The sequence below is a fragment of the Bartonella sp. MR30HLJHH genome (assembly GCF_042194195.1).
Lineage (GTDB): Bacteria > Pseudomonadota > Alphaproteobacteria > Rhizobiales > Rhizobiaceae > Bartonella > Bartonella grahamii.
The window spans coordinates 161845-185192 of sequence record NZ_JBHIMO010000002.1 but is presented as its reverse complement, the minus strand read 5'-3'; the positions used below and the strand labels follow the sequence as shown (position 1 = coordinate 185192).

Here is a 23348-nt window from a genome sequence, read left to right as displayed (position 1 = left end):
ATTCAGCACGCATTTCAGTTCCTTTTTCACGCGACAATAAAGCCGCGCACGCTTGATAAACAGGTAATAAACGGCAAAGAGCGGCCCCCATATTAAAACATTTAAAAGCGTAAAACACAGGAAAGAAATGGCTATTAATGTTATAAGACTACTCGTCATTTTGTCCCCCTACCACATTCTGCATACGGATTGCCTGATCGCGTTGTTTTATCGCTTCTTCCAATTGCTGAAGCGTTTTGTTCAATTTTCTCGTTAATTTTATGCACATGATCCCAATGATCGGAAAAAAGAGAAAAATCCCTAGCCATATAAGGCTCAACAGCTGCATGATAAAGGCAACACTATCACTCTTCCACCATACAAAATTTGTGATAGAGAAAGCAGATTGCAAAACAGAAAAGAGAATAAGGATAAAAAGAATTATTTTACATTCTTTTGAATAAAAAGGCAGAGATTCTTTGAAGTTAAGAAAGCGCATTTTCGCATCAAGGGTCTTATGGGCGAGATTGTGTCTTTTCATTTCTCCCCGATCATTGCGCAATTGTTGTATAGCTTGTTTTTGTTGCGTCGTACTCTTTTTCACGTCTTGAGCGAATTTAAAAGATAACTTCATATGCTTGATCAACAGGTAAGGAAGCCTAACAATGACCATAACCATTAAAATGGCAATGATAATGAACCCTAAAAAAGCTAAATGTTGCATCATAATGCTCCCTTTTTTCCCTATCGCATTGATGTGAAATCATCATTTTTATTTTCTTCTCAAGCAAATGTTTCTAATTCCTTTACTGTTTCTTGCACGCCATACTGAAGGAAACTATGGAGAATTAAAATGACAGGTAAAGAAACAACAATACATGTCCAGACCCAAAACAGCAGTCGCATGACAAAATCAATAATGTGAAGCACTATCATAGGCGCGTAATTGTGCAAAAAAACCGCAGATTTTGGAAGAAAAGCAAAAAAAACGACAACACCTGTGCAAAGTGCAACCATAACGAAAGCGATAGAAAAGATCATAAAATAATCTTTTTTTGAGAGAAGCAAAGATTCTTGAAAAGAAAAAGCGCTGAACTGTGTTGCAAGCACTGTATTCTGTCCTCTCCCTCCTGCCTGATTATGCCTCAAATTCTGCGCTGCACCCTTTTTTAATTTTCGCTGCGTCACCAATAACAAGATTGTCCGTTTTATCAACGAATAATAAAGTGCAACGATTGTCACCATGGTAGAAAGGAATACCATAAAAATTGTAAAACAAATAAAAATTGCCGTCCCTACGGCAATCAACATTCCAATGATTAAAGAAGCGGTCACTTTTCCCCCTATTGTCTTCTGTTAAGAGATTGGTTGTCTAGCTGTTGCTGCTCTGGCAAGGTTTCCCATTGTAGCATCATTTCCTTCACATCCCGTTTAAATATGGCGTTAAAGACAAAAAAGAGCGGAAACAACCCAAAAAGAACGGCAAAAATCATTTGCGGCAAGAAACATAAAAAAGCCCAAACACTATTCCACCCCGCATCAAGCAAATGCTCGATGATAGGATTTTTAAAAGGATGTGCAAGGCTCTCCTGAATTACTTCCTGAAAACTTTCTTGTTTCATTTGTCTCAGTGCTTGGAGCTGTTCTTTGGACATAATGTGAAAAAATTCCAAAGGGCTCATATAGACAGTCGCGGAAAAAAGCACCAACAAAAGGATAGCCAAACAACAAATGATGATATAATCGCCTGTTGAGAGAGCCATCCATTTTTTGAAAGTTGCCGATTGATCCAACACTGGCTGTGATACAAAAGCCTTATTTCCCTTATGGACAGATTGGTGTTGTGATTTATCTCTGATCATACGGATACTCCCCCACTTCTAAAATTCCCACTCTTCAATATTTGATAGCACGCCATCAGCGCAGCAAATTCGCTTAGCACTCTTCTCAGAGTAAAGCAAGCACTATAATCCCCTCTAAATATTTTATTCACTTAGTCCCTATACGCGCTTATACATGACGCGCTTACAAGCCCAAATTCCCCTTTCCCTCTCTTTATCGATCACATACCCCTAAAAGACACCGTTTTAAAAAAATCCAACAAATATCTAATCTAAAAAACATCCCATGTGGAAAACTGACATGCCCACCATAAACAACAGTATTTTCACCGCTTAAATGAAGCCGAGTATATATAAAGCAAAGGATGATGATATTCCTTGCTCGCCTCAAAGAATAAAGATTTTAAACCCCACCTCAGTTTGTAAACAATCCCATTGCTCTTAAGTGCACTCTACCTGCTGAGCACTTTATGGGCTCCACTTGCATAAAGCGCTCTACGGACAACTTCCTTCCTTAACATTGGCACCTAATTTTTAACACTTAATGCGTCAAATGTTGTAATGCCTCATAAGCCTTCCCATCCCCGCCTCAAATGACAGTATTTTATGGCATAACAAGATAAAAAACATTTTCACAAGCGCTTCGTGTCTCGATAATCAACACATCCCAAATGCTGTAAGATTCTCTCATTTCAAATCTATCCCCTGTTGAATCAATCAAAATTATTTACTTGTACGTAAAAAGTGGGGGAGCCATACGGAGTGAAATTGTACAATGAAAATGCCTCTTATAAACCGTCTCAAATGCCAAGAGCTTGTAAATACATATTGGGATTGGCAAAATATGCGATGATACCAGCTTACGCTTTTATGAAGCCTAAAAATGATGATATTCAATAAAGTTATATTATCATGAAAGCTTTACCATGATACCCTTCTTAAGCCACCGTCGTGAAATGGGCTCGAGCACATGTAAGAGATGTCTCTTAAAAACAAGCGCGTGAATATGCCGCAATAAGTATATTCCGTTTGAGGCATTGTGTATGACGTAAGAGATGTGCCCCCAGAATATGATAAACAAGAACGCGATAAACAAAAGCGTGAAGCAATAAGCACGCCCCACAGACCAAACCAAACAACCGATTATCTAAAATGCGCCTACAGCAGCTTTGAAATTTTTCAATTCTCATTTTAAAATTTCTTGATTCAAAAAGCCCCTATTTTAAAATTAAAAAAGAAATGTCTCACACCTCATAGCCCCCATCTTTATAAAAGCATTTCTTAATAAACGCCTCTTTTATCAAGCTACCTGCCGCTTATAAAGCTTCTTTGAATATTGCATCCCGTCATTTAATCATTTTAAGTGACCACCTCCCTTTTTTATGATGAAATCCATTAAAACAACAAAAACAAAAATTTTATCCTCCATAAAAGATAACCCTAAATTGCTTGATCCTCCACAGTTTATTTTGTTATTTTGAACTAATGAACCATATTTTACTTGAAAAGATAAGGATCTTATGCTATTATAAGCACATTGAAAAGTTTGTTTTTTTAACTCTGTGCCGCTCAAAAAAAGATAAAATCCTCTATAAAGGATAAATGTATAGCAGCTTAATCTACATCAGACATCTTGGTACAGCACCCAATAAAAAAACCAATATGCCTCCCAATAACAAAGCTCAACGGATGATAAAAATCCACAAATAATAAAAACAATGACTTTTCAAAGGTGAAACTGAAAAGTTTCCACAAAGCGCTCATGAGAAAGAAGGCAAATAATCCTATTAGAAAAGACTTCCTATTAGAAAGACGACGCCATACCCATAAAACATCATTCTTGTTTTTTTATTCACATGTGACAAAAGTTTCTTTTCAACTGTTCCAGAGCAGTTGAGAAATCTTTAGAAAGCAAATAAGCCGCTATCCATGAAAAAATAAGCATGATAGGGGCGAGAAATAAGACTGATAGGGATAAGATAAAAATGGCAAGAAACACCTTAAAGATGATTTTTTCTCCCCACACCGTTGCTGTTCTTTGTGCTGAAAGACGTCTTTAGTATCCGTTTCTCCTTTGATCTGCAACAGCTCATATTCCCCCAGTATTTGCCCACCCAGTATTTGCTCCCCCCCCCAGTATTTGCTCCCCCCAGTATTTGCTCAAAGTGCTTTTTACATCACTGTCCCCCATCAACAGACAGTTTATTTTTCATTTAAATGGTTAAGTTCATGAAAATACGTAAAAAATGCGGTAGACCGAGAATAACAGGCGAACTCAGAGAGCCCAATGGCCGTATTTCACGTGCCCAAAGCCCCAGCGAATCTGCGCTTCAATCTGCGATTGAAATGCGTGCAAAACACTTTGGTTTAAGCCTCGAAGAAGCGAAAAATCCGCTTGTCGGGACCTATATTGGGCGTCTTTGTTTGCTTAGCTATAAAGGGGATTCATCAGGCATCAGTAAAGAGCAATATGATACGGCGCAACGATACTTGCAAATCAGAAACGACTATTTATGTGCAAAAGGCTTACCAAATGGCTATTACGATGGTTTTACGCACAGCGCATCAGATGAGACAACAAAAAAGCAATGGGTTCAAAGAGCGACGAAACACTATGAAGATATGCAAAAAGCGATTAAAGAAGCACAATATTTGCATCGTCAACACAACTTTCATGCAGCATTACAATATCTTGTTATAGAAGATCAACCGCTGCCTACTCTTGTTGGTTCGTTGCGTATTATTCTTGATGCCCTTTATAAACATTTTGACTGTTCTAGCAAAAAGAGCATTGGCTAAAAACACCCATCGTTTCCTCTCCCTCACAGGATAAAGATTCCAAAACCCCCTTTGTAACATGCCTCTTTGTAACCAGCTCCGTTGTAAAGAGACAATCCTTCTTGGCAAATTACACTTGAAATCCACTGGACTTGCCTTTCATAGAAATTCATGGGATTGACGAGCTTAAAGCACGCAACAAACAAGCTTTAAAATATCCACCACGCCCTTTAAAAAACGCTTCAACCTGTCAAAGAGACTTATCACCATACCTCAACTATATATCTACCCATGCCTCAAAGGACAATAATTCACAGCATATTTCACGACATAAGCAAGATAAATATTGCCCCCTCTCCAAACAGCAACACTCTCCCCATCCCCCCCTCCCCATCACATCCCATTGTAACAAACCACCCTCATCATCCACTTTTCCCCCAATATCGCGATATCCTTAGCTCTTGAGACAATTCATTATAGTCATTGTGCATCTTTTCTTGTACAATTCTATACGGCTTTCCTGATCTTATGACGAACAAGAGACATGGCTTTGACTGCAGCATAATCTGGATTTCTCATTCAAGATCAATAACGACTAAAACATCATTATAAATCAATAGCTCATCATTAAGACACCCCATTGATTTTTTTACAAAATTAAAAGCATCATCCCTTAAACGAAAAGCCCCCACCAACAATCTCCTCCCTCATCAACAACTGTACCGGTAACCATCCACTCATCACGCCACCGCTAATATGACAGACAGCACAGCCCCAATCGCCAACACCTACCGCTTTACCCCCGCAACACCTGCCAACCACCGCCTTCCTAATTCCATCAATAAAATACCACGGATTTCAAAACCACAATTCTCTCCTCTCCCTTCATCTTGCCCCCTCCTTTCTCAAAGGAGAAAATGTTTTTTGCCGCATCAAAAACTTTCCCATTAAAACAACATATTTTGCTGCATAGCTAATGAATGAGCTTTTTTCTGTAGATTTTTTGCCACAATAAAAAAGGAAAAAATAATCGTTTTGCTGTTGACAGAATATGAAAAATCGTATTTAATAACAGGTGCGGTAACGGGTTTTTTGTGCCCAGATTTCATCATCAGATGTTTGAGTTATTATAGACTGTTATCAAACAGTGTGTTTCGCGACAATCTTCAGAAGTCTCCTGTTTGAAGGTATCTTTCGTCTTTCTCTGACTGTTTTTCTTCTGCATCATCCAATTTGCATCACCAACAGCCCTGTAATTTTGAGATTTTCAAAACAAGCAGTATCCAATAAGGGCTCCCAATAAAACGCTCTAACAAAATACCCCAATAAAAATATCGATGCAATACATCTCAGAAATGATGAGCAATATACGAATAATAATATGAAAACGGCACAATATGCTCTCATCGCCTCATCTTTCAAAATGCAAAGGCTCTCTTTCAAAACATTGTTTAGTCAAAATTGAAGAAAATAATGCCGTCCATTGATTATTAATATGGAGGCTAATATCATGAAGCCACAAGATTCTTCTCTCCCTCATTCCTCACAAACACTAGGAATGGCAAATGCATCATTAGACAATCTTGCTGCACATTCAGAACAACCCAGCAGCGAAAAAGAAAGAAATATCCCATTCAGTCATGAGGAATTAAAAAATATCATTGCCCGTTTAGAAGATGACATCTCAACTGGCCGTTGGTTCACAGCTGATTATGCAAGCATAGATCTTACACTGATGCCAGCCTTGGTAGAACAAGCAAATCGTAAATATCCTGAAATGCGTCTTCAATTGGTAGCATCATCTCACGACTTTGCCCTTGCACTAAAAGAAGCCATCGAAAACGGCATTCAATCTTCTAGATTTATCATTCACACAAAGGATAGAGGAATTCATTTTTCAGTGATTGATCATCAAACCATCGATGACAAAACGTCCGTGATATTTTTTGAACCTACAACACTTAACAATATGAGATCAGCGGTGCTAGCATTAAGGACACAACTGGCCATTAAAGCGCATGAATTGTCTAATTGTTCTTTTGCCATGGCAGAAATGGACATTCAACGCAGTTCCTCTGAATGTGGAATGTTCAGCTTAAGCCTCGCCAAAAAGCTTTATTCCGAAGCTCAAAAATTAGAACGACTGCACAAAGATAATATTAAGGGTGTGTTATGTGAACCAGATACGCCTTTATCTGCTGAAAAGTTAGATACATATCTTCCAACCACTTTTTATAAACATACACAAGGGAGAAGACGTCTTGAGGAATATCTAAAAGCCAATCCACAAGCAGCACATGAAACAGTAAACAAAAAAGGTGAAACTCTAACCGAGAGATTTGAAAGAAGCTTAAGTTCAGCAGAAGGAAAAACTGTTTCTGTTTCACAACATAGAAAAAGAGCGACGGAATACAAATCTCTGATGATGTAATGAGTGTTTTAGCCATATCCGTATTCCACATCCACAAAGAATGAAGCTTTACGGCTTTACGATTAAGCATAAATTGCTGTCAGCCAATCTTCTTTTCCCTTTGAAAGAAGTAACAATGCAAAAAGTGAGCAATTACCTCTTCAAACAAAAAGCAAAACAATAGTATTCTATTAAAAGCAGCCCATTTTAAAGCCCGTATTTTAAGACTTTGAACAAACATAAAACACGCAAGTTTTGAAAAGACCTGCCCGCACTTTCTTATAAAGCAGCCGAAAAATGATTTTTTCCTTAATCTTCAAGAGATAAAGGTTCTTTTTCAAAACATTATTTGGTCAAAATATAAGAAAATAATATTGCCTCCCAATTATAACCACGGAGGTTCATATTATGAAGCCACAAGATTCAAAAGATACTGCCGCTCATGCCTCACAAATAGCAGAAAGTAACATCGAAAATGAATCCTTAGAAAGCCTTATTGCCCGTTTAGAACAACTCAACGCTCCTCAAAAAGAAGAGAGCACCTTGAGTCAGGAAAAGTTGAAAGCTATTATTACAGACTTAGAGGATGATCTCGTCACCGGCCGTTGGATTAACTCTTATTATGAAAATATAGATATTAGATTGATGCCGGCTCTCGTAGAAAAAGCAAACAGCAAATATCCAGAAATGAATCTCAAATTGGCTCTTACAGCAGAAGAGTTTTCGCACGCACTAAAGGAAGTGGTTGAGAGCGACGCAAAATCTGCTCGATTTATAGTAAATTCGGGAAGCAAAATCCACTTTGCAGTCCTTGATTATCAAAAAGTTGATGACAAAATCTCTTTGATTATGCTTGAACCTACAACATTTCAGAATATCACTGCTTGCAAACTAGGGATAAAAATAAATCAAACCCTTCAATGTCTTCAACTGCCTCCTTATTCTTTTACCACGGCAGAAATGGATATTCAGCGAAGCTCTTCTGAATGTGGGATGTTCAGCTTAAGCCTCGCCAAAAAGCTTCATCTTGAATCTGATAAATTAGCAAGATTGCACAAAGATAATGTTAAGGGTGTATTATGTGAACCCAATTCATCTTTATCTGCTGAAAAGTTAGATTCCTATCTTCCCATCAGTTTATACAAACATGCGCAAGGAAGAAAACGTCTAGAACAATATTTAAAAACCAATCCGGATGCTGAACATGAAACAGTAAACAAAAAAGGTGAAACTCTGAGAGAGAGATTTGAAAAAAACTTAAGAACAACAGAAGGAAAAACTGTTTCCGTTTCCTCCCACCAAAAAAGGCTCACTGAATACAAATCTTTGATGATGTAATTGAGGTTTTTTCCATACCCATAAAGAACGAGGCTCTGCTGCTTGACAGTGAGGTGCAAATTGCTGTTAGCAAATCTTCTTGTCCCTTTGTAAGCAGATAAAGATGTAAACAACAAGCAACGTGACCTCTTAAAGACAAAAGGCAAAACAGGACTGTTCTATCAAAATCAGTCGATTTTAAAATTTTATCAAAAGTCCAAAGCTCTTCTTAACAATGATCCATATTTGAATAGACAGAAGGCTGAATGCATAAAATATTTTATGATTTTAGATGTTAAATAAAAGCACCCGCCTCCTCCTGTAGCTTTTTTCTAAGAGTTGTCCGCTTTTATCTCAAGCGCCTCCACATCAGTACCACTTGCCAAAACAACCGCAAACAGCCGCTCTCTTATCCCTCACAATCAACACCCATCCGTTCTCCCCATCTCTCCCCCCTCACAACCCCTGCCAAAACAACCGCAATCACCAACACCAATGCTAACACAAATCATTATGCACCCCCTCCCACCCCCTGCCGCGCCAACAGTGCCTTCTAAAAATTCCATTCACCAACATATATGTCACCCCTCCAACCTCACCTCTCATGCCACCGCTAACACAACCGTAATGCCCGCCGTAATGCCGCCGTAATGCCATTGCGTACATCAACACAATCGCCAACCTCACCAGCACCAAGTCTCAAAACCAACAACATCTCTCAACGGAAAACACCAGCCAAACCATTATCCCACTTGGCCAACTATTATCGCATCCCTTAAGTTGCTACAACTAACCTTTTGATTTCATTGAAGTTTAACGTCTCTTCTGTTTTTGAAGAGTGAAAAATTTCATTTTTAATATGTCGACCAGCCTCACGTTAACGTGAGGCTTTATTTTATGGAGAAGCAAATGAGAAAAATATCATCAGCAGGGCTTGCACTCATTAAACAATGGGAAGGATTGCGTTTGAACGCCTATAAAGATGCCATCGGGGTATGGACAATTGGCTATGGACATACCAGCGCTGCTGGCAAACCGTTCGTTCACAAGGGCATGATCATTACTGAAAAACAAGCAGAAGAAGTTCTTTCTCAAGATTTAAGACAATTTGAAAATACTGTTGAAACAAATGTGACGGTTTCCTTAACGGATGAACAATTCGCCGCGCTCGTATCGTTTTGCTATAATATAGGAGCTTCGGCTTTTTGTAATTCGACCCTGCTCAAAAAACTCAATAACGGCGAATATGAAGCCGTCCCTGCTGAATTACAAAAGTGGACCAAAGCAGGAGGAAAACGTCTTCACGGTTTAGTGCACCGTCGTGCAGCCGAAGCAGGACTATGGGCAAAAGGTGCTTATGTTTCTCCTAACTACCAAGCCGTAGAAACGCAAGCACCAATGGGATTTTTCAAAGCAGAAGCGCTTACACCGATTATTGGTTCTTTTTCTGGACTTGGAGGCTTATTGGCAGGCAATGGCCCCATCCAATGGGCATTGGCAGCCATTATGGTTTTAGCCGCCTGTGCTGGCATCTTCTTTGTGGCAAAACGGTTTCGGGAGCAGCGCTTATAATGTGGTGGATGAAAAAAAATCTGATGATAACAGGAGCGGCTCTGACCGCTTTTTTTATCGCTTTAGCAAAAGTTTTCACTCTTGGAAAAAAGATTGAACAACAAAAGCAAATAGAAAAAACACTAAAGTCATCAACAACACGGCTAGAGGTGGAAAATGAAATTAATCAAAAAAGTGATCCTGATGTACGCGCTGCTCTTACTCACTGGTTGCGCGATAAAAACAATAAATGAGCCTTTTTCTTGCGTTGGTTGGATGCCCATTTATTTAGACAAAAAAGATCTCAATATCATCAGTTCAAATCTCGCAAGAGATATTTTAAAGCATAACAAACAAGGGGAAGGCTTGTGTGGGTGGAAACATGGCTAGAAAAAAAACAGAAAAACAAACAGAGCTGACAGAACAGGAAAAAGAAATCCTACAAGAAATCATCACGACTTATAAAAGTGTAAAAATAATGTCACGCTATACGAAGTGGATTATATTCATCATTTTCTTATTAGCGCTTGATTTTTCACGTATCGTGGATGCATTGGCAAATATTTTTACACAAAAATCGAATATTCAGCTCTAAAATAAATAAAAAACATGAGACGTGTTAAATCTTTTTTTAAAAATATAAAAAGTCATTCGTTATTTTTTGAAAACACGGAGATTTTATTGATGATTTTTCACGTCTCATAGAAAATTTTTACACACTCTTCACCAACGCTTTCATGAAATGAATTTAGGAGCATGAAGAGAGATTTTTAACAAACGCGTAAGTCAACAACTTTGCTAACATAAGAAAATGATCATACCAACGCACATTTTTTTAATAACCTATTGATCCTCAAAAGATTTTATACTCTTCACAAATCTCATTGGGGGGATACCATCGCGAAAAAATTTTAAAATATTTAGAGATATTTTTTTAATAATTGCATAAGTAAACAACGCAAAAAGCATTAACTTGCCTAAAATCCCCTTTCTTTACACTTAAAAAAAAAGAGCAATCGGACACCACCCTACGCATTACCAATCCCCAATATTTATAAAAACCCCGTTTATAAAAACTCTGTTTATAAAAACTCTGTTTATAAAAAACTGACTATTTGAGAATATTCATGAGAGGCATTTTTATTTTCTTTAAGTATTTTACCCTAGCTCCCTCCACTTGTGAGGTATAAGAAAATGATTGAGATTGTTTCAACATAAGAAAGAATTGAAATGAAAAAATTCACCGCAATAAAAATCTCTTATTCAACATACAAAACAATGAATTATTATTATAAATAAAAGCGTTGCTCCATTAAAACCCATTAAAAAATGTGAAGCAACACATGATTATCGTTATTTGCAAGAATGCAATGCTCTTGAAAAGAGTAAAACCACATCACATTGATTTATAACTATCATTAAGCACTCTTCAACTTGAATTAAAACCCTGTATATCGTGGGATTCTCTCATTTCCAAACCTGTTTCTTTTGAAACAATCCAAACCATGTCGCTTGCACATTACAGTGTATGGGTCAAAACTATACAAGCAAGGCATGCCTCACCGTCTCACGGACTAACGGCTTGTCATAACATTGAGAGCTGAAAACATGTATGATAACGTTCGCGTATTCTTTTATTAAGCGTAAAGATGATCGTGCCCTATAGTTTTATGCACTTCATGAGAACTTTGCCCTTATGCCATTCACGAGTCCATTGCGAAATCGGTGTGACGAGCGAAATGTCTCTTAAAAAACACGTCAATATGCAAAAATGTATATTTGGAGACAAATATATTTGCGGCTTTTCTGCTTTACGTGAGGGATTTCACCCAATGCCACGAAGGTATATGTCATTTTAGCCACTGCGAGTTGTAGATTGGCTAGGATTTCGTCTGTGGTGTAGCGATTACGCATAACGATGATACAACGCTTATTGGGGTTATCATTGACCTTTAAACGTCTATCAACCCCTATCAATCTTTTTATTTTCCTCACACACACACTTGAGTGGACGTAGCTACCATCCAGGTGGCTTCACCATTTAGCGGAAACAAATCTTTTTGGGCTTGGAGTGATTCACGGATTTTATAGGCTAAGACAAAAGCAGTTTTGTACTGAATATCTAGGAGATAGCTGTAGGGCTGATATACCTTTCACCACATTGACTTAAATGGCACAGGCAAAAAGAAACACCCGTAATGGCAATTTATGGTGAGCAAAGATAATGCTTGATGTTACACTAAAGCGATGTTTGCAATGCTTACATTGTCATTGTTTACGACAGGTAATGTAATAGGCTTTATTTTGTACTTGGCATTTCGGGAAAACCACGATTTCTGTACTACTCCAACGCAATTCACACAGCATAGCATGGCACTTGTCATCACTTAACCGAACAATAGCTAGTGACAGCATACTACGAGCATGGGCTGTTAATAAGAAGTGTTTTGTCATAATTTAAGCTTGTTAATCATCGTTTATAATGATTATATGTTTTAAATAGTGAGAAAATACGATATGCAACACTCAAAGATCAATGAATGGCGAAATAAAGCCAAAGGCATTGTTAAAGCGGAAATTGTCCTTAGAAACCTCAGCTATGCTGATGTAGCAGAAAAGTTAAAAGACTTAGGTATTGAGGAAACCCCACAGAACCTTAGCAATAAGATTTCTCGCGGAGCTTTTGGGGCGGACTTTATGTTGCAGGTTTTGACTGCGATTGGGTGCAATGAAATTCGTTTGATTTAATAACATTTTTTATAAACGGTAGTTTTGAGTTGATCTTAGTGAGAAGGTTTTAATATGCTTAATAATGATGCACATCTTGAAAAGAAAAATAGTGGCTTATCTAAAGCCAAAAATGCTAAAAAGGACGAATTTTACACGCAATACAACGATATTGAAAAGGAAATGCAATCCTACCTTGACTATGACGCTAACGTTTTTCGAGGTAAAATTGTCTTTTTACCATGTGACGACCCCGATTGGAGTAACTTTACCAAGTATTTCGCTCAAAACTTTGAACGATTTGGCTTAAAAAAACTCATTAGCACCAGTTACGCACATACCAGTAAAGATTTACAAACTGATTATGAGCCGTCTTTATTTGAAACTCAAAGCCCGAATTATGACAAAGGTAAATCGGTAAAACAGGGTAAAATATTCATCCTTGATAAAGACAATAACCATGACGGAAAAGTCGATATTAAGGATTTGCAATGGTATTACCTTAATGGCACAGGGGATTTTAAAACAGATGAAATCAAAGCCTTGCGAGATGAAGCGGATATGATTATCACCAATCCACCCTTTTCGCTATTTCGTGAGTTTTTGGCATGGATAGTGGAAGCGGATAAACAATTTTCCATTATTGGAAATATGAACGCCATTACCTGTAAAGACATATTTTCACTCATTAAAAACAATGAAGCATGGTTAGGTGCGACCATTAATAGTGGTGATAGAGAGTTTAGAGTGCCTGAAAGCTACCCACTTGAAGCAGCAGGATTTAGGATTGATGATGAGGGGAATAAATATATTCGTGTAAAAGGCGTTCGTTGGTTTACAAATATCGACCACGGCAGACGACATCAACCCTTGCAACTGATGACAATGGCAGAAAATCTTAAATTTAATAAGAAAATTCAAGGAAAAAATGCTTATCAAAAATACGATAATTACAACGCCATTGAGGTACCCGTAACTATCGCCACACCAAGCGATTATAAAGGTATCATGGGTGTGCCTATTAGCTTTTTAGACAAACACAACCCTGAACAATTTAAAATTATTGGTATGGATTTAGATGTCAAAAATGGATTATTAAGTGATTTAGCTGTTGCTGATTGGAATGGTAAGTTAGACCGTGCTTACATTAAGGGTAATCGAATGTACTCACGAATCCTCATACAAGCAGAATAATGAGAGTACCTAATATGTACATTGAATATATAGATTATAATGATGGGCAAATGCTGTTTGACAATAATCACATGATCCGATGTGATTATTTCAACAATCTACCATTTAGAATACAGCGTATTGTGCTTACACCTGATAATCAAAACACTCAAAATATCATTGAGATTGCAAAAAAGCGTTTAAGCAATATAAATTTTAATTCAGCCAATTCGTCAGGCGATACAAGAAATTTAAGAGAAATTCAGTTAAAAGGCTTATGTGGTCTTATCATTGAGCAATTATGTTTTACTATGCTTAATCACTACAATACAAGTAAAAATGTTTCTATCCAAATAGATAGTTCAAATAATTCTATCAATCAAGTTGATATAAAGATTATCAAAAGATGGAAAGACCAATCAGACATTGAACATCAAGCCGTAAAAACAGTAGAGATACGCTCCTCTTTTCCATTTAAGCCGATAGCAGAAGCTATAATAAAAGATTTTGATATATTAGGTACTTATACTAACCATGTTAAAACTATAGAAATGGATAAAGATTTCTATTTGCGTTTTCTTTTTAGTATTGATTATAGTAACGGGCAGTTCGTTAAAAATAATAAAGGCGGTATAAATTACAGTGCTACTACAGTTAAGTTTTTAAATGAACAGTATTTTGATGATAATTTATTTTTGAAACGAGATTTGGTTATCTATTTTGTCGGTGGGGCTACCAAAGAAATGATGCTTGATGACACGATATCATATTATGGCTCTATGCAGTCAAATAATTTCAATAAGTCTAGCACCGCAAAATATCGAAAATTAAAAATTAAAAATGCCCTTGATTGTATTTCTATAATTCAACTAATGTTAAATGTTGTCGCTGATGAAGCATCTAACGGGAAATAAGAATAATTTATGAAAACCACGCTTAAGACCTATACCATTGCAATATCTGTCATGGATTCACCTACAACGAATTTGAAGGCAAAGGCTTATTTGGTTTATCTGGCAAACTTACCATTCAACCTGAATACCAACGCAATTATATCTATGCTGATGGTAAACGTGATGTTGCCGTTATTGAATCTATCCTAAAGGGCTACCCATTGGGTTTGTTGTATTTTAACCAAACAGGGGATGGTATATGAGGTTTTAGACGGACAGCAACGCATTACCAGTATCGGGCGATTTGTTACCAATAAATTTGCCATCATGGATAACAATAAGACCCCGCAATATTTCAACTCACTACCACCTGAACAGCAAGATTTGATTAATAAAACCAATCTTTTAGTATATGTGTGTGACGGTGAGGAAATCGAAATTAAAAACTGGTTTAAAACCATCAACATTGCAGGCGTACCACTCAATGAACAAGAATTATTAAATGCTGTCTATTCAGGCAAATTTGTAACCCTAGCAAAAGCCGAATTTAGCAACAGCCAAAACGCCAATATTAACAAATGGGCGAGTTATGTGCGAGGGTCAGCTTTACGCCAAGACTTTTTAGCCACCGCCCTTGAATGGGTCAGCCGTAACAATGTAGGCGACTACATGAGCCGTCACCGTCATGATGACAACATTAGCGAACTAAAAACCTATTTTAATACCGTAATTGACTGGGTATCAGGGATTTTTACTACTGTTGAGAAAGAAATGCAGGGGTTAGAATGGGGACGACTATATGAAACCTACAAATCCAAGCCTTACAATCCGCAAACCATTAGGGAGCAAGTAAAAACCCTATATGCAGACCCTTATGTCAAAGACCGTAAAGGAATTTTTGAATATGTGCTAGGTGGTATGATGGATAAAAAATTACTTAATGTAAGAGTATTTGATGAAGTTACCAAAAAATCAACCTATGCCAAACAAACCGCCAATGCCGAAGTGAATGGTATTTCAAACTGCCCGCTATGTGCAATCAGTGACAATGTCAATAAAAATAAAATTTGGAAAATTGCCGACATGGATGCAGACCATGTGACTGCTTGGAGTAAAGGGGGTGCAACCGACAAGGCTAATTGTGAAATGTTATGCAAAACTCATAATAGAGCTAAGGGTAATAAATAATACAAATCACGAATAAACATTGGTTTTGTGCAAGTGCTACATAATGACGGAATTTCACAAAAAAAAGATACGCAAGCAACAAAAGTTTGAGGCATCATCTTCATTATTTAATAAGATATTACTATAAATACCTTTAAAAGTCATAAAGCAAAAAGATGATGACACGATGAATGATTATATGCCTTTACACTCTTCCTCAATGAGGTTGTCTTTCTATTACAGAGATTAACCAAACAGAGATATGCTTGTCCCAGTATACAAAAGCCCTTTAACAGAGCAAACCTTAAATTTTGTTTTCATACAAAAACTTAAACACCAGCATCTTATTCATAAAAAAACAAACAAGACCCAACATGCTCTGTTCAACTTTCCCTCTTCAACTTTTAATGGGTACAAACTCTTGCGTTGGTTCATAAAAACCATTCGCCCTTCTAAAGCGCAAACACGAAAGCGCAAACACAGGATTTTTTAATGGTGCATACATAAACTTAAAATGAAAAATAGAACTGTATAAGAAAGAAATGACTATAAATCAAAAAGTTGTATTTTTATCAATAAAATATTTTCAAAGAAAACCACGCTCCCCGCACAATAAAAACATTTCATAAATGCAAGAGAAAAAGTCATGAATAAAGAGAAGATCTATTCACAATGGCGATACATCAACCAATGAAAAATAGAAAAATGCTATAAGATCACTATCATAAAAGGAAGAACTGTACGAAAAGCGAAAAAACATTTAAAAAAACGGGCACAGAAGGCCCGTTTCTTTATTATTTCTATGGAAAAGAGCTTAGAAATCCATTCCACCCATTCCACCCATTCCGCCACCAGGCATTGGAGGCATTGGGGTATCTTTCTTTGGAACTTCAGCAACCATTGCTTCTGTTGTAATCAGAAGGCTAGCAATTGAAGCCGCATTCTGGAGAGCAGAACGCACAACTTTCACTGGATCAACAATTCCCAAAGCAATCAAATCACCAAATTCACCCGTGGCAGTATTGTAACCATAAGTGTCAGCATTATTTTCCAGCACTTTGCCCACAATAATAGCGGCTTCTTCACCGGCATTGCTTGCAATCTGGCGCGCTGGTGCTTGTAGAGCACGACGAACGATACTAATACCAGCTTCTTGGTCAGGATTACTTCCCTTAACGGTCAACGCATTTGCTGCACGCAACAATGCGGTACCACCACCAGCAACAATACCTTCTTCAACAGCAGCACGTGTTGCATTCAAAGCATCATCAACACGGTCTTTCTTTTCTTTCACTTCAACTTCTGTTGCACCACCCACGCGGATAACAGCAACACCACCAGCGAGTTTAGCAAGTCTTTCTTGCAGTTTCTCACGGTCATAGTCAGAAGTTGTTTCTTCGATCTGAGCCTTGATTTGATTGACGCGAGCAGTAATTTCAGACTTTTGTCCAGCACCATCAATAATGGTGGTGTTTTCTTTAGAAATGTTCACTTTCTTTGCACGTCCAAGCATATCCAAAGTAACATTTTCAAGTTTAATGCCCACATCTTCAGAAATAACCTGTCCGGATGTCAAGATTGCGATATCCTCTAACATTGCTTTACGGCGATCACCAAATCCAGGTGCTTTTACAGCAGCAATTTTCAAACCACCACGCAACTTGTTGACCACGAGTGTTGCCAAAGCTTCACCTTCCACATCTTCAGCGATAATGAGAAGTGGTTTTCCAGATTGCACAACAGCTTCAAGCACTGGAAGAAGAGATTGTAGATTAGACAATTTCTTTTCGTGAATGAGAATGTAAGGATCATCAAGATCAGCGACCATTTTCTCAGCATTTGTGACAAAATAAGGGGAAAGATACCCACGGTCAAATTGCATTCCTTCAACGACTTCTAATTCCGTTTCAGCAGTTTTAGCTTCTTCTACGGTAATGACGCCTTCATTGCCCACTTTTTCCATAGCATCAGCGATCATTTTACCGATTTCAGCAGCACCATTAGCAGAAATGGTTCCTACTTGTGCAATTTCTGCTGAAGTTTGGATTTTTTTTGCTTTTTTGAAGAGGTTTGCCACCACTTCATCCACAGCAGCATCAATCCCACGTTTAAGATCCATTGGGTTCATGCCAGCAGCAACAGCTTTAACGCCTTCTTGCACAATAGCTTGTCCTAAAACAGTTGCTGTTGTTGTTCCATCACCAGCGATATCATTGGTTTTAGAAGCAACTTCGCGCAACATTTGTGCACCCATATTTTCGAACTTATCTTCAAGTTCAATTTCCTTTGCAACGGATACACCATCTTTTGTGATGCGAGGCGCACCGAATGATTTATCAATCACCACATTACGACCTTTAGGGCCGAGTGTCACCTTAACAGCATTAGCAAGGATGTCGACACCGCGCAACAAACGCTCACGCGCTTCACGGCCAAATTTGACTTCTTTAGCAGCCATTTAATTTCTCCTTGGAGTTTTCTCAAAATAGTACACAATGAAAAGTTAAGCGCTTCAATTAGCCCATAATTCCCATAATGTCAGATTCTTTCATGATGAGGAGGTCTTCCCCATTGATCTTGACTTCAGTTCCAGACCATTTTCCAAAGAGGATACGGTCTCCTGTTTTGACTTCTAAAGGCACACGCTTTCCGTTATCATCGAGAGCGCCATTGCCAACAGCAATCACTTCGCCTTCTTGAGGTTTTTCTTTTGCTGTATCAGGGATGATAATCCCACCAGCCGTTTTATTTTCAGATTCAACCCGACGGACAACGACACGGTCGTGAAGTGGGCGGAATTGTATATTAGCCATGTTTTAAATCCTTAAAACTGAACATAATTGCATTAATCTTAAAAGTTCTTGCTAGCACTCATAGCTTGAGAGTGCTAGTATGAGTTAGATATAAAATCTGCATCTCTTAATGTCAAGAATAGCCACAAAAATAATTTCTCTAAATGAAGCTTCAAAGTCTTGCCTCTCATTGCACTTTCGCGTTATTTAGCTTTTTTAAGAACCCGTGAACAAAAAAGGATCTTATCATGGTTGAAACACGTCAGGAAACGGATAGCTTTGGAACGATTTCGGTACGTCAAGATCGTTATTGGGGAGCACAAACTGAACGTTCACTGCATAATTTTAATATTGGCAGTGAAAAGCAGCCTCTTGCCATCATCTATGCCTTAGTCCTTATCAAAAAAGCTGCAGCTGTTGTAAATATGGACAAAGGAAAACTACCAGCAAATATTGGAAAAGCAATTATTGCCGCCGCCGATGAAGTGCTTGCCGGCGATTTTGATACGCATTTCCCACTCTCCGTCTGGCAAACAGGTTCTGGCACACAAAGCAATATGAATGTCAATGAAGTCATTGCTAATCGTGCCAGTAAGATTTTGGGAGGAAAACTTGGAAGCAAAAAACCAGTTCATCCCAATGACCATGTCAATATGAGTCAATCATCGAACGATTCCTTTCCCACAGCGCTTCACATTGCCACCACGTTGCAAACACGCCAACACTTACTGCCAATCCTTGAAGCTCTTATTGCTACACTAAAACAAAAAGAGCAAGAATTTGCAGACATCATTAAAATCGGCCGCACCCATACCCAAGATGCAACGCCTTTAACCTTAGGACAAGAATTTTCAGGCTATCGTGCCGCATTAGAAGCCAATCTTCAGCGCATTGAAAATGCTCTAACCGATGTCCACATGCTTGCTCAAGGTGGCACGGCTGTTGGCACAGGACTAAATGCGCCAAAAGGTTTTGACATTGCTTTTGCGCAAACAGTGAGCGCTTTCACAGGAATAACGTTTCAAACTGCCAGCAATAAATTTGAAGCACTCGCCCATCATGGAGCCCTTGCGCATTTCCATGGGAGCTTGAATGCTCTTGCTGCTGATCTGTTTAAAATTGCCAATGACATTCGATTTTTGGGCTCAGGACCACGTTCAGGTTTAGGAGAACTCAGTCTTCCCGAAAATGAACCCGGATCTTCCATCATGCCAGGCAAAGTCAACCCCACGCAATGTGAAGCCTTAACCATGGTCGCATGCCAAGTTTTTGGCAATCACACCAGCGTAACCTTTGCCGCAAGCCAAGGACATTTTGAACTCAACGTTTATAAACCTGTTATTGGCTATAACGTTTTACAATCAATTACCCTTCTTGGTGATTGCATGCGCTCTTTTGATGAACATTGCATTCAAGGATTACGAGCCAATCGCATTCATATTCACTCGCTCATGGAGCGCTCACTCATGTTAGTCACAGCTCTTGCACCAGAAATTGGCTATGAAAAAGCTGCTGAAATTGCTAAAGCAGCGCATAAAAATGATACAACTTTGCGCGCAGAAGCAATAAAAGCTGGCGTTTCTGGAGCTGATTATGACCGGCTGGTTGATCCCAAAAAGATGATTTCTCCCCAATAAACAACTTACTAAAAAAAGATGCAAACGTCTTAAAACAAATCTTTCTGTCAAAAAATCGGGGTGTAAACAACCCCGATGATGACCGATAACGATTACCCACAGCGTTCATTTTAGGCTCTGCTCCATATTTCTGCTCTTGTCTCAATGAGATAATGTGTTTATTTATAATGATAATCCTGAATACCGTAGGATTTTCTCATTTTAAATCTGTCCCATTTTAAATCAATCAAAATCACTTACTTGCACATCACAAGCGGGATGAATGTATGGATAGAAATTGTATAAGATTAAAAAAGAACTAAAAGCGCCTCTAATGAACCGCCTCAATTGCCAAGAACTGTCTCAACATTGTGGAGAGGGCTGTCACAACACCCACGAGCTGGCAAATATAATGATCGTACCGGCTTGCTTCTTTATGAAGCGTAAAGATAGGGGGGCTCAATGGCTTTATCGTTATACCATTCACGAGCCACCGTCGTGAAATGGGTTTGGGAGCATTGAGAAATGTCTCCTTTATGAAGCGTGAAGATAGAAGTGCTCAATAGAGGAACAGCTGTTGGAAAAAACTCAATGCACCGAAAGGCTTTGGCCTTTGCTGAAACAATCAGCTCTCTAACGAAAATATCCTTGACAGTTCGCAAAAAATTTGAGGCATTTACCTATCATGGCGCCCTCACCCATTTCCACAAAAACCTGAGTACACGCGCTAATCTCTTTAAAATTGCCAACGACATTCAGTTTTTAGGCTCTCATCCACGTTCCGGCTTTAAGCGAACGAAAAAAAGAATTTATCGTTTTACATGGTGCATGAGAAACCTCATGAAACATCAGATTCTCGCACTTTGCTCCTTCTTATTCTTCGTATTCCATTCAATCAATCAAAACTATTCGCTTGGATTGTTATAAGCAAAAGTGGCATATAGATAAAAAAAGAAATAAAGAAATAAAGTCGCTCATCCTTTCAAGTGTTCAAAAGGCTATCGCAATACAAAGCTACGCAATATCAGAAACGAGCAAAGAATGTGATGGTGCCGATATATATTTTTTACGATCAATTGAATATTAAGCACAATGATATCAATCATTATAGACAATATATTTAACAATGAAAAACAAAGAGTGTTTTTGATATATATATATATAATAATGGTTATTAAAAAAATTAAAATCTTATTCACTATACTATATTTTTTCTAAAACACAGAAAACACTGAAAGAATATATAAAAATCCTGAAAAATTAAGACAAACGCGGGACAAAAGCACGAAAACAAGCTGTAAAAACGCTTTAATATGATTAATTATAGATTTTATGCATATTTTATTTTTCATAATGATATTAACTATAGATTTTTTTAACCAATTTGCATATAATACGATTTGTATCCGAAATGAATTGGGGACGTTTTTATGAAAACAAAATGTTTAATTGCACTATCTATTTTTACTTTCATTACCACTTCAACAGCGCAAGCAGCAGATACGGTAATCTTTGAGCAATCAAAACCGAAGGTTTCATTGCAAAATGATTCATCGTCACGTATCTCACCGGTTACTGTTTCTGCGCCTTTTTCTTGGTCTGGTTTTTATTTTGGAGGACAAATTGGATATTTTTCCAGTAAAAATACTCTAGATTATGCAAAAGAAGCCAGGGACGGAAAATGGGCTTGGGTTGATAGAGATTTATCACCGAAACCATCAGGATTGAGAGCAGGTTTGTATGCAGGTTCTAATATTGATCTGGGAGAGAACCTTGTTTTCGGTTTTGATACGGACATAGTCTGGTCTGGGAGGAAAAGCACCCAAACAGACAATGGAAAGAAAATTCTAGATGAATTAGACTCTATTAACATTGCCTTTAAAGAAGCTGGGATTCCTATCATAAAACCTGCGGCTCAGGATGAAACGATACCCAACTATGGTGACATTGTTGTCAGCAGTGTAACATTGAAAGAAAAATGGTCTGGTGCTGCACGCGCGCGTATTGGTTTTGCTTCCCATCGCCTTATGCCTTATATAGCAGGGGGTGTAGCCTATACACAAATGCAATATATCATGTCACTTTTATCAAAATCGCAAGAAGATTCGACAGTTTTTGCTTCTGGCGATGTGTTAGATAAGACAGAAACAATGTTTGGTTACACTGTTGGTGGTGGTTTTGATCTTGCAATGACAGATAATATCATCATGCGTACAGAATATCGTTATTCAGATTTTTTGAAAAAGAAATTTGCAAACGATGACCTTAAAATCTCTTCTCAAACGCATGATGTTCGCTTTGGTATCGCTTATAAATTCTAAGTTCTATAAAAAAATTGAACTCTTAAAAAACCCTGTTAAAACGGGGTTTTTTTATGCCCCTTTCCCTCCTAAAAAGACGCAGATTCTAAAAACCAAGACTAAACTGTAAACAAATCGTCACAAAACAATAAAGCCTCTCCCTCTTTTAAAGCAAGCTCCTATCCTCTCCCCCTTTCATGTAATACATTTGGAATATAAAAGCTTTACCATCATACCACTGGGCGCCATCGTAAAATACGCCATCGTAAAATAAATAAGAGCAATTATTAAGAGATATTGACTTGGCCTCCCACTCTCAAAGGATCAAGATTCTAAAAACCCATTTCTAAAATCATGTCCGTTTGTAAGAACACAACAACTCTTGGGGACTCTTGGGGCAGGCTCCTCTTGGTGCCTCCCCATGGAATGCCCTTAAACCTAAAGTAAAACAAACACTCTTAAGAATATCCAACACACACTGAAAAAAATTACTGTAACGTTTCAAAGAAGTTTACAGCCCCTATATGACCACACTTCAAATGACAGTGTTTTACAGCTATTGTATACCAGAGTAGAGAGAGGATATTGCGGTTCTCTGTTTATGTAATTTCTGTAACGGGGAGACAGCTTCATTTGGGGAGCATATGAAATTGTCAAGGCAAAAACCAATTTCCACCCTTACTATTTCTTTTTACTTCGGTTTTACGACTTTCAAAGCCTCTAAAGCACTATCTTTTAAGCCTCTACAGCTCTGTCTTTTAAAGAAAGGAGTTTACGCATTGCCTCATGCTTGTGTTTCTCACG

The 23348-nt window shown here is 38.0% G+C and carries 20 protein-coding genes and 1 pseudogene; 14 read left to right on the top strand and 7 right to left on the bottom strand.

The genetic code is table 11. The annotated features are described in order from the left end of the window. Positions 1 to 148: 148 nt before the first annotated feature. From ACFIKR_RS02080 to ACFIKR_RS02070, 3 genes are read right to left on the bottom strand one after another with little or no spacing between them, the layout of a single operon-like run. A complete protein-coding gene (locus tag ACFIKR_RS02080) occupies positions 149 to 706 on the bottom strand; it encodes a hypothetical protein (protein ID WP_375658632.1) in 558 nt (185 codons plus the stop codon). Between the two features lie 56 nt (positions 707 to 762). Continuing rightward, positions 763 to 1314: a hypothetical protein gene (locus ACFIKR_RS02075; protein ID WP_375658631.1), complete on the bottom strand. Its 552-nt coding sequence runs from the start codon at positions 1312 to 1314 to the stop codon at positions 763 to 765. 8 nt (positions 1315 to 1322) lie between these two features. Then, the gene (locus tag ACFIKR_RS02070) at positions 1323 to 1841 is read right to left on the bottom strand and encodes a hypothetical protein (RefSeq protein WP_375658630.1); all 519 of its coding nucleotides are present in this window, start codon (positions 1839 to 1841) and stop codon (positions 1323 to 1325) included. A gap of 2208 nt (positions 1842 to 4049) precedes the next feature. Here ACFIKR_RS02070 and ACFIKR_RS02065 point away from each other — a divergent pair. After that, positions 4050 to 4619 (top strand): hypothetical protein, encoded by a 570-nt coding sequence (locus ACFIKR_RS02065; RefSeq protein WP_375658629.1) that lies wholly within the window; start codon positions 4050 to 4052, stop codon positions 4617 to 4619. A gap of 645 nt (positions 4620 to 5264) precedes the next feature. On the opposite strand, the gene ACFIKR_RS02060 is transcribed toward ACFIKR_RS02065, so the two are convergent. After that, on the bottom strand, positions 5265 to 5420 hold the full coding sequence (locus ACFIKR_RS02060; RefSeq protein ID WP_375658628.1) for a hypothetical protein: 156 nt from the start codon (positions 5418 to 5420) through the stop codon (positions 5265 to 5267). A gap of 688 nt (positions 5421 to 6108) precedes the next feature. Between ACFIKR_RS02060 and ACFIKR_RS02055 the strand changes: the two genes are divergently transcribed. The 6 genes from ACFIKR_RS02055 (at position 6109) to ACFIKR_RS02030 (ending at position 10471) form a co-directional block, all read left to right on the top strand. After that, positions 6109 to 7029, top strand: a complete 921-nt coding sequence (locus tag ACFIKR_RS02055; RefSeq protein WP_375658627.1) for a YopJ/AvrA family T3SS effector serine/threonine acetyltransferase — start codon at positions 6109 to 6111, stop codon at positions 7027 to 7029. Positions 7030 to 7416: 387 nt separating this feature from the next. Continuing rightward, entirely contained in the window at positions 7417 to 8346 is a 930-nt protein-coding gene (locus tag ACFIKR_RS02050; protein ID WP_026500412.1) for a YopJ/AvrA family T3SS effector serine/threonine acetyltransferase, read from the top strand. 888 nt (positions 8347 to 9234) lie between these two features. Continuing rightward, the gene (locus tag ACFIKR_RS02045) at positions 9235 to 9897 is read left to right on the top strand and encodes a lysozyme (protein WP_375658626.1); all 663 of its coding nucleotides are present in this window, start codon (positions 9235 to 9237) and stop codon (positions 9895 to 9897) included. Further along, entirely contained in the window at positions 9894 to 10130 is a 237-nt protein-coding gene (locus ACFIKR_RS02040; protein WP_273788536.1) for a hypothetical protein, read from the top strand. Before ACFIKR_RS02045 ends, ACFIKR_RS02040 begins: the two co-directional genes overlap by 4 nt. Further along, the gene (locus tag ACFIKR_RS02035; RefSeq protein WP_273788509.1) at positions 10054 to 10266 is read left to right on the top strand and encodes a hypothetical protein; all 213 of its coding nucleotides are present in this window, start codon (positions 10054 to 10056) and stop codon (positions 10264 to 10266) included. The genes ACFIKR_RS02040 and ACFIKR_RS02035 overlap by 77 nt, the downstream gene beginning before the upstream one ends. Beyond that, positions 10259 to 10471 (top strand): hypothetical protein, encoded by a 213-nt coding sequence (locus ACFIKR_RS02030; protein WP_375635573.1) that lies wholly within the window; start codon positions 10259 to 10261, stop codon positions 10469 to 10471. The genes ACFIKR_RS02035 and ACFIKR_RS02030 overlap by 8 nt, the downstream gene beginning before the upstream one ends. A 1673-nt stretch (positions 10472 to 12144) precedes the next feature. Here ACFIKR_RS02030 and ACFIKR_RS02025 read toward each other — a convergent pair. Then, on the bottom strand, positions 12145 to 12291 hold the full coding sequence (locus ACFIKR_RS02025; protein WP_375658625.1) for a transposase: 147 nt from the start codon (positions 12289 to 12291) through the stop codon (positions 12145 to 12147). Between the two features lie 102 nt (positions 12292 to 12393). Here ACFIKR_RS02025 and ACFIKR_RS02020 point away from each other — a divergent pair, with 102 nt between their 5' ends. From ACFIKR_RS02020 to ACFIKR_RS02005, 4 genes are all read left to right on the top strand, one after another. Continuing rightward, positions 12394 to 12624, top strand: a complete 231-nt coding sequence (locus ACFIKR_RS02020) for a DUF6471 domain-containing protein (protein WP_375658624.1) — start codon at positions 12394 to 12396, stop codon at positions 12622 to 12624. Between the two features lie 54 nt (positions 12625 to 12678). Further along, positions 12679 to 13797 (top strand): adenine-specific methyltransferase EcoRI family protein, encoded by a 1119-nt coding sequence (locus tag ACFIKR_RS02015; RefSeq protein ID WP_375658623.1) that lies wholly within the window; start codon positions 12679 to 12681, stop codon positions 13795 to 13797. Then, a complete protein-coding gene (locus tag ACFIKR_RS02010) occupies positions 13797 to 14690 on the top strand; it encodes a hypothetical protein (RefSeq protein WP_375658622.1) in 894 nt (297 codons plus the stop codon). Before ACFIKR_RS02015 ends, ACFIKR_RS02010 begins: the two co-directional genes overlap by 1 nt. Before the next feature lie 231 nt (positions 14691 to 14921). After that, positions 14922 to 15857, top strand: a complete 936-nt coding sequence (locus ACFIKR_RS02005; protein WP_375658621.1) for a DUF262 domain-containing protein — start codon at positions 14922 to 14924, stop codon at positions 15855 to 15857. Between the two features lie 793 nt (positions 15858 to 16650). Here the strand turns inward: ACFIKR_RS02005 and groL are convergent. Both groL and groES read right to left on the bottom strand, forming a co-directional pair. Further along, complete coding sequence (groL, locus tag ACFIKR_RS02000) at positions 16651 to 18294, bottom strand: chaperonin GroEL (protein WP_375658620.1); 1644 nt, start codon at positions 18292 to 18294, stop codon at positions 16651 to 16653. A 58-nt stretch (positions 18295 to 18352) separates the two neighbouring features. Next, complete coding sequence (gene groES / locus ACFIKR_RS01995; RefSeq protein ID WP_005774667.1) at positions 18353 to 18649, bottom strand: co-chaperone GroES; 297 nt, start codon at positions 18647 to 18649, stop codon at positions 18353 to 18355. A gap of 227 nt (positions 18650 to 18876) precedes the next feature. Between groES and fumC (ACFIKR_RS01990) the strand changes: the two genes are divergently transcribed. From fumC (ACFIKR_RS01990) to ACFIKR_RS01980, 3 genes and pseudogenes are all read left to right on the top strand, one after another. Beyond that, complete coding sequence (fumC, locus tag ACFIKR_RS01990; protein WP_375635572.1) at positions 18877 to 20265, top strand: class II fumarate hydratase; 1389 nt, start codon at positions 18877 to 18879, stop codon at positions 20263 to 20265. 546 nt (positions 20266 to 20811) lie between these two features. Further along, positions 20812 to 21030 (top strand): annotated as a pseudogene (gene fumC, locus ACFIKR_RS01985) (class II fumarate hydratase); the annotation flags it as partial. A gap of 644 nt (positions 21031 to 21674) precedes the next feature. Further along, positions 21675 to 22565 carry an outer membrane protein gene (locus ACFIKR_RS01980; RefSeq protein WP_375658619.1) on the top strand — a complete coding sequence of 297 codons (891 nt, stop codon included), beginning with the start codon at positions 21675 to 21677 and terminating at the stop codon, positions 22563 to 22565. Positions 22566 to 23348 lie beyond the last annotated feature (783 nt).

Coding starts and splice junctions, on each gene's coding strand:
- ACFIKR_RS02035 (WP_273788509.1), top strand. CDS start 10,054: ATGAAATTAATCAAAAAAGTGATCCTGATGTACGCGCTGCTCTTACTC.
- ACFIKR_RS02055 (WP_375658627.1), top strand. CDS start 6,109: ATGAAGCCACAAGATTCTTCTCTCCCTCATTCCTCACAAACACTAGGA.
- ACFIKR_RS02030 (WP_375635573.1), top strand. CDS start 10,259: ATGGCTAGAAAAAAAACAGAAAAACAAACAGAGCTGACAGAACAGGAA.
- ACFIKR_RS02070 (WP_375658630.1), bottom strand. CDS start 1,841: ATGATCAGAGATAAATCACAACACCAATCTGTCCATAAGGGAAATAAG.
- ACFIKR_RS02010 (WP_375658622.1), top strand. CDS start 13,797: ATGAGAGTACCTAATATGTACATTGAATATATAGATTATAATGATGGG.
- ACFIKR_RS02005 (WP_375658621.1), top strand. CDS start 14,922: ATGGTATATGAGGTTTTAGACGGACAGCAACGCATTACCAGTATCGGG.
- ACFIKR_RS02065 (WP_375658629.1), top strand. CDS start 4,050: ATGAAAATACGTAAAAAATGCGGTAGACCGAGAATAACAGGCGAACTC.
- ACFIKR_RS02080 (WP_375658632.1), bottom strand. CDS start 706: ATGATGCAACATTTAGCTTTTTTAGGGTTCATTATCATTGCCATTTTA.
- ACFIKR_RS01980 (WP_375658619.1), top strand. CDS start 21,675: ATGAAAACAAAATGTTTAATTGCACTATCTATTTTTACTTTCATTACC.
- ACFIKR_RS02015 (WP_375658623.1), top strand. CDS start 12,679: ATGCTTAATAATGATGCACATCTTGAAAAGAAAAATAGTGGCTTATCT.
- ACFIKR_RS02025 (WP_375658625.1), bottom strand. CDS start 12,291: ATGCTGTCACTAGCTATTGTTCGGTTAAGTGATGACAAGTGCCATGCT.
- fumC (WP_375635572.1), top strand. CDS start 18,877: ATGGTTGAAACACGTCAGGAAACGGATAGCTTTGGAACGATTTCGGTA.
- ACFIKR_RS02020 (WP_375658624.1), top strand. CDS start 12,394: ATGCAACACTCAAAGATCAATGAATGGCGAAATAAAGCCAAAGGCATT.
- ACFIKR_RS02045 (WP_375658626.1), top strand. CDS start 9,235: ATGAGAAAAATATCATCAGCAGGGCTTGCACTCATTAAACAATGGGAA.
- ACFIKR_RS02050 (WP_026500412.1), top strand. CDS start 7,417: ATGAAGCCACAAGATTCAAAAGATACTGCCGCTCATGCCTCACAAATA.
- groES (WP_005774667.1), bottom strand. CDS start 18,649: ATGGCTAATATACAATTCCGCCCACTTCACGACCGTGTCGTTGTCCGT.
- groL (WP_375658620.1), bottom strand. CDS start 18,294: ATGGCTGCTAAAGAAGTCAAATTTGGCCGTGAAGCGCGTGAGCGTTTG.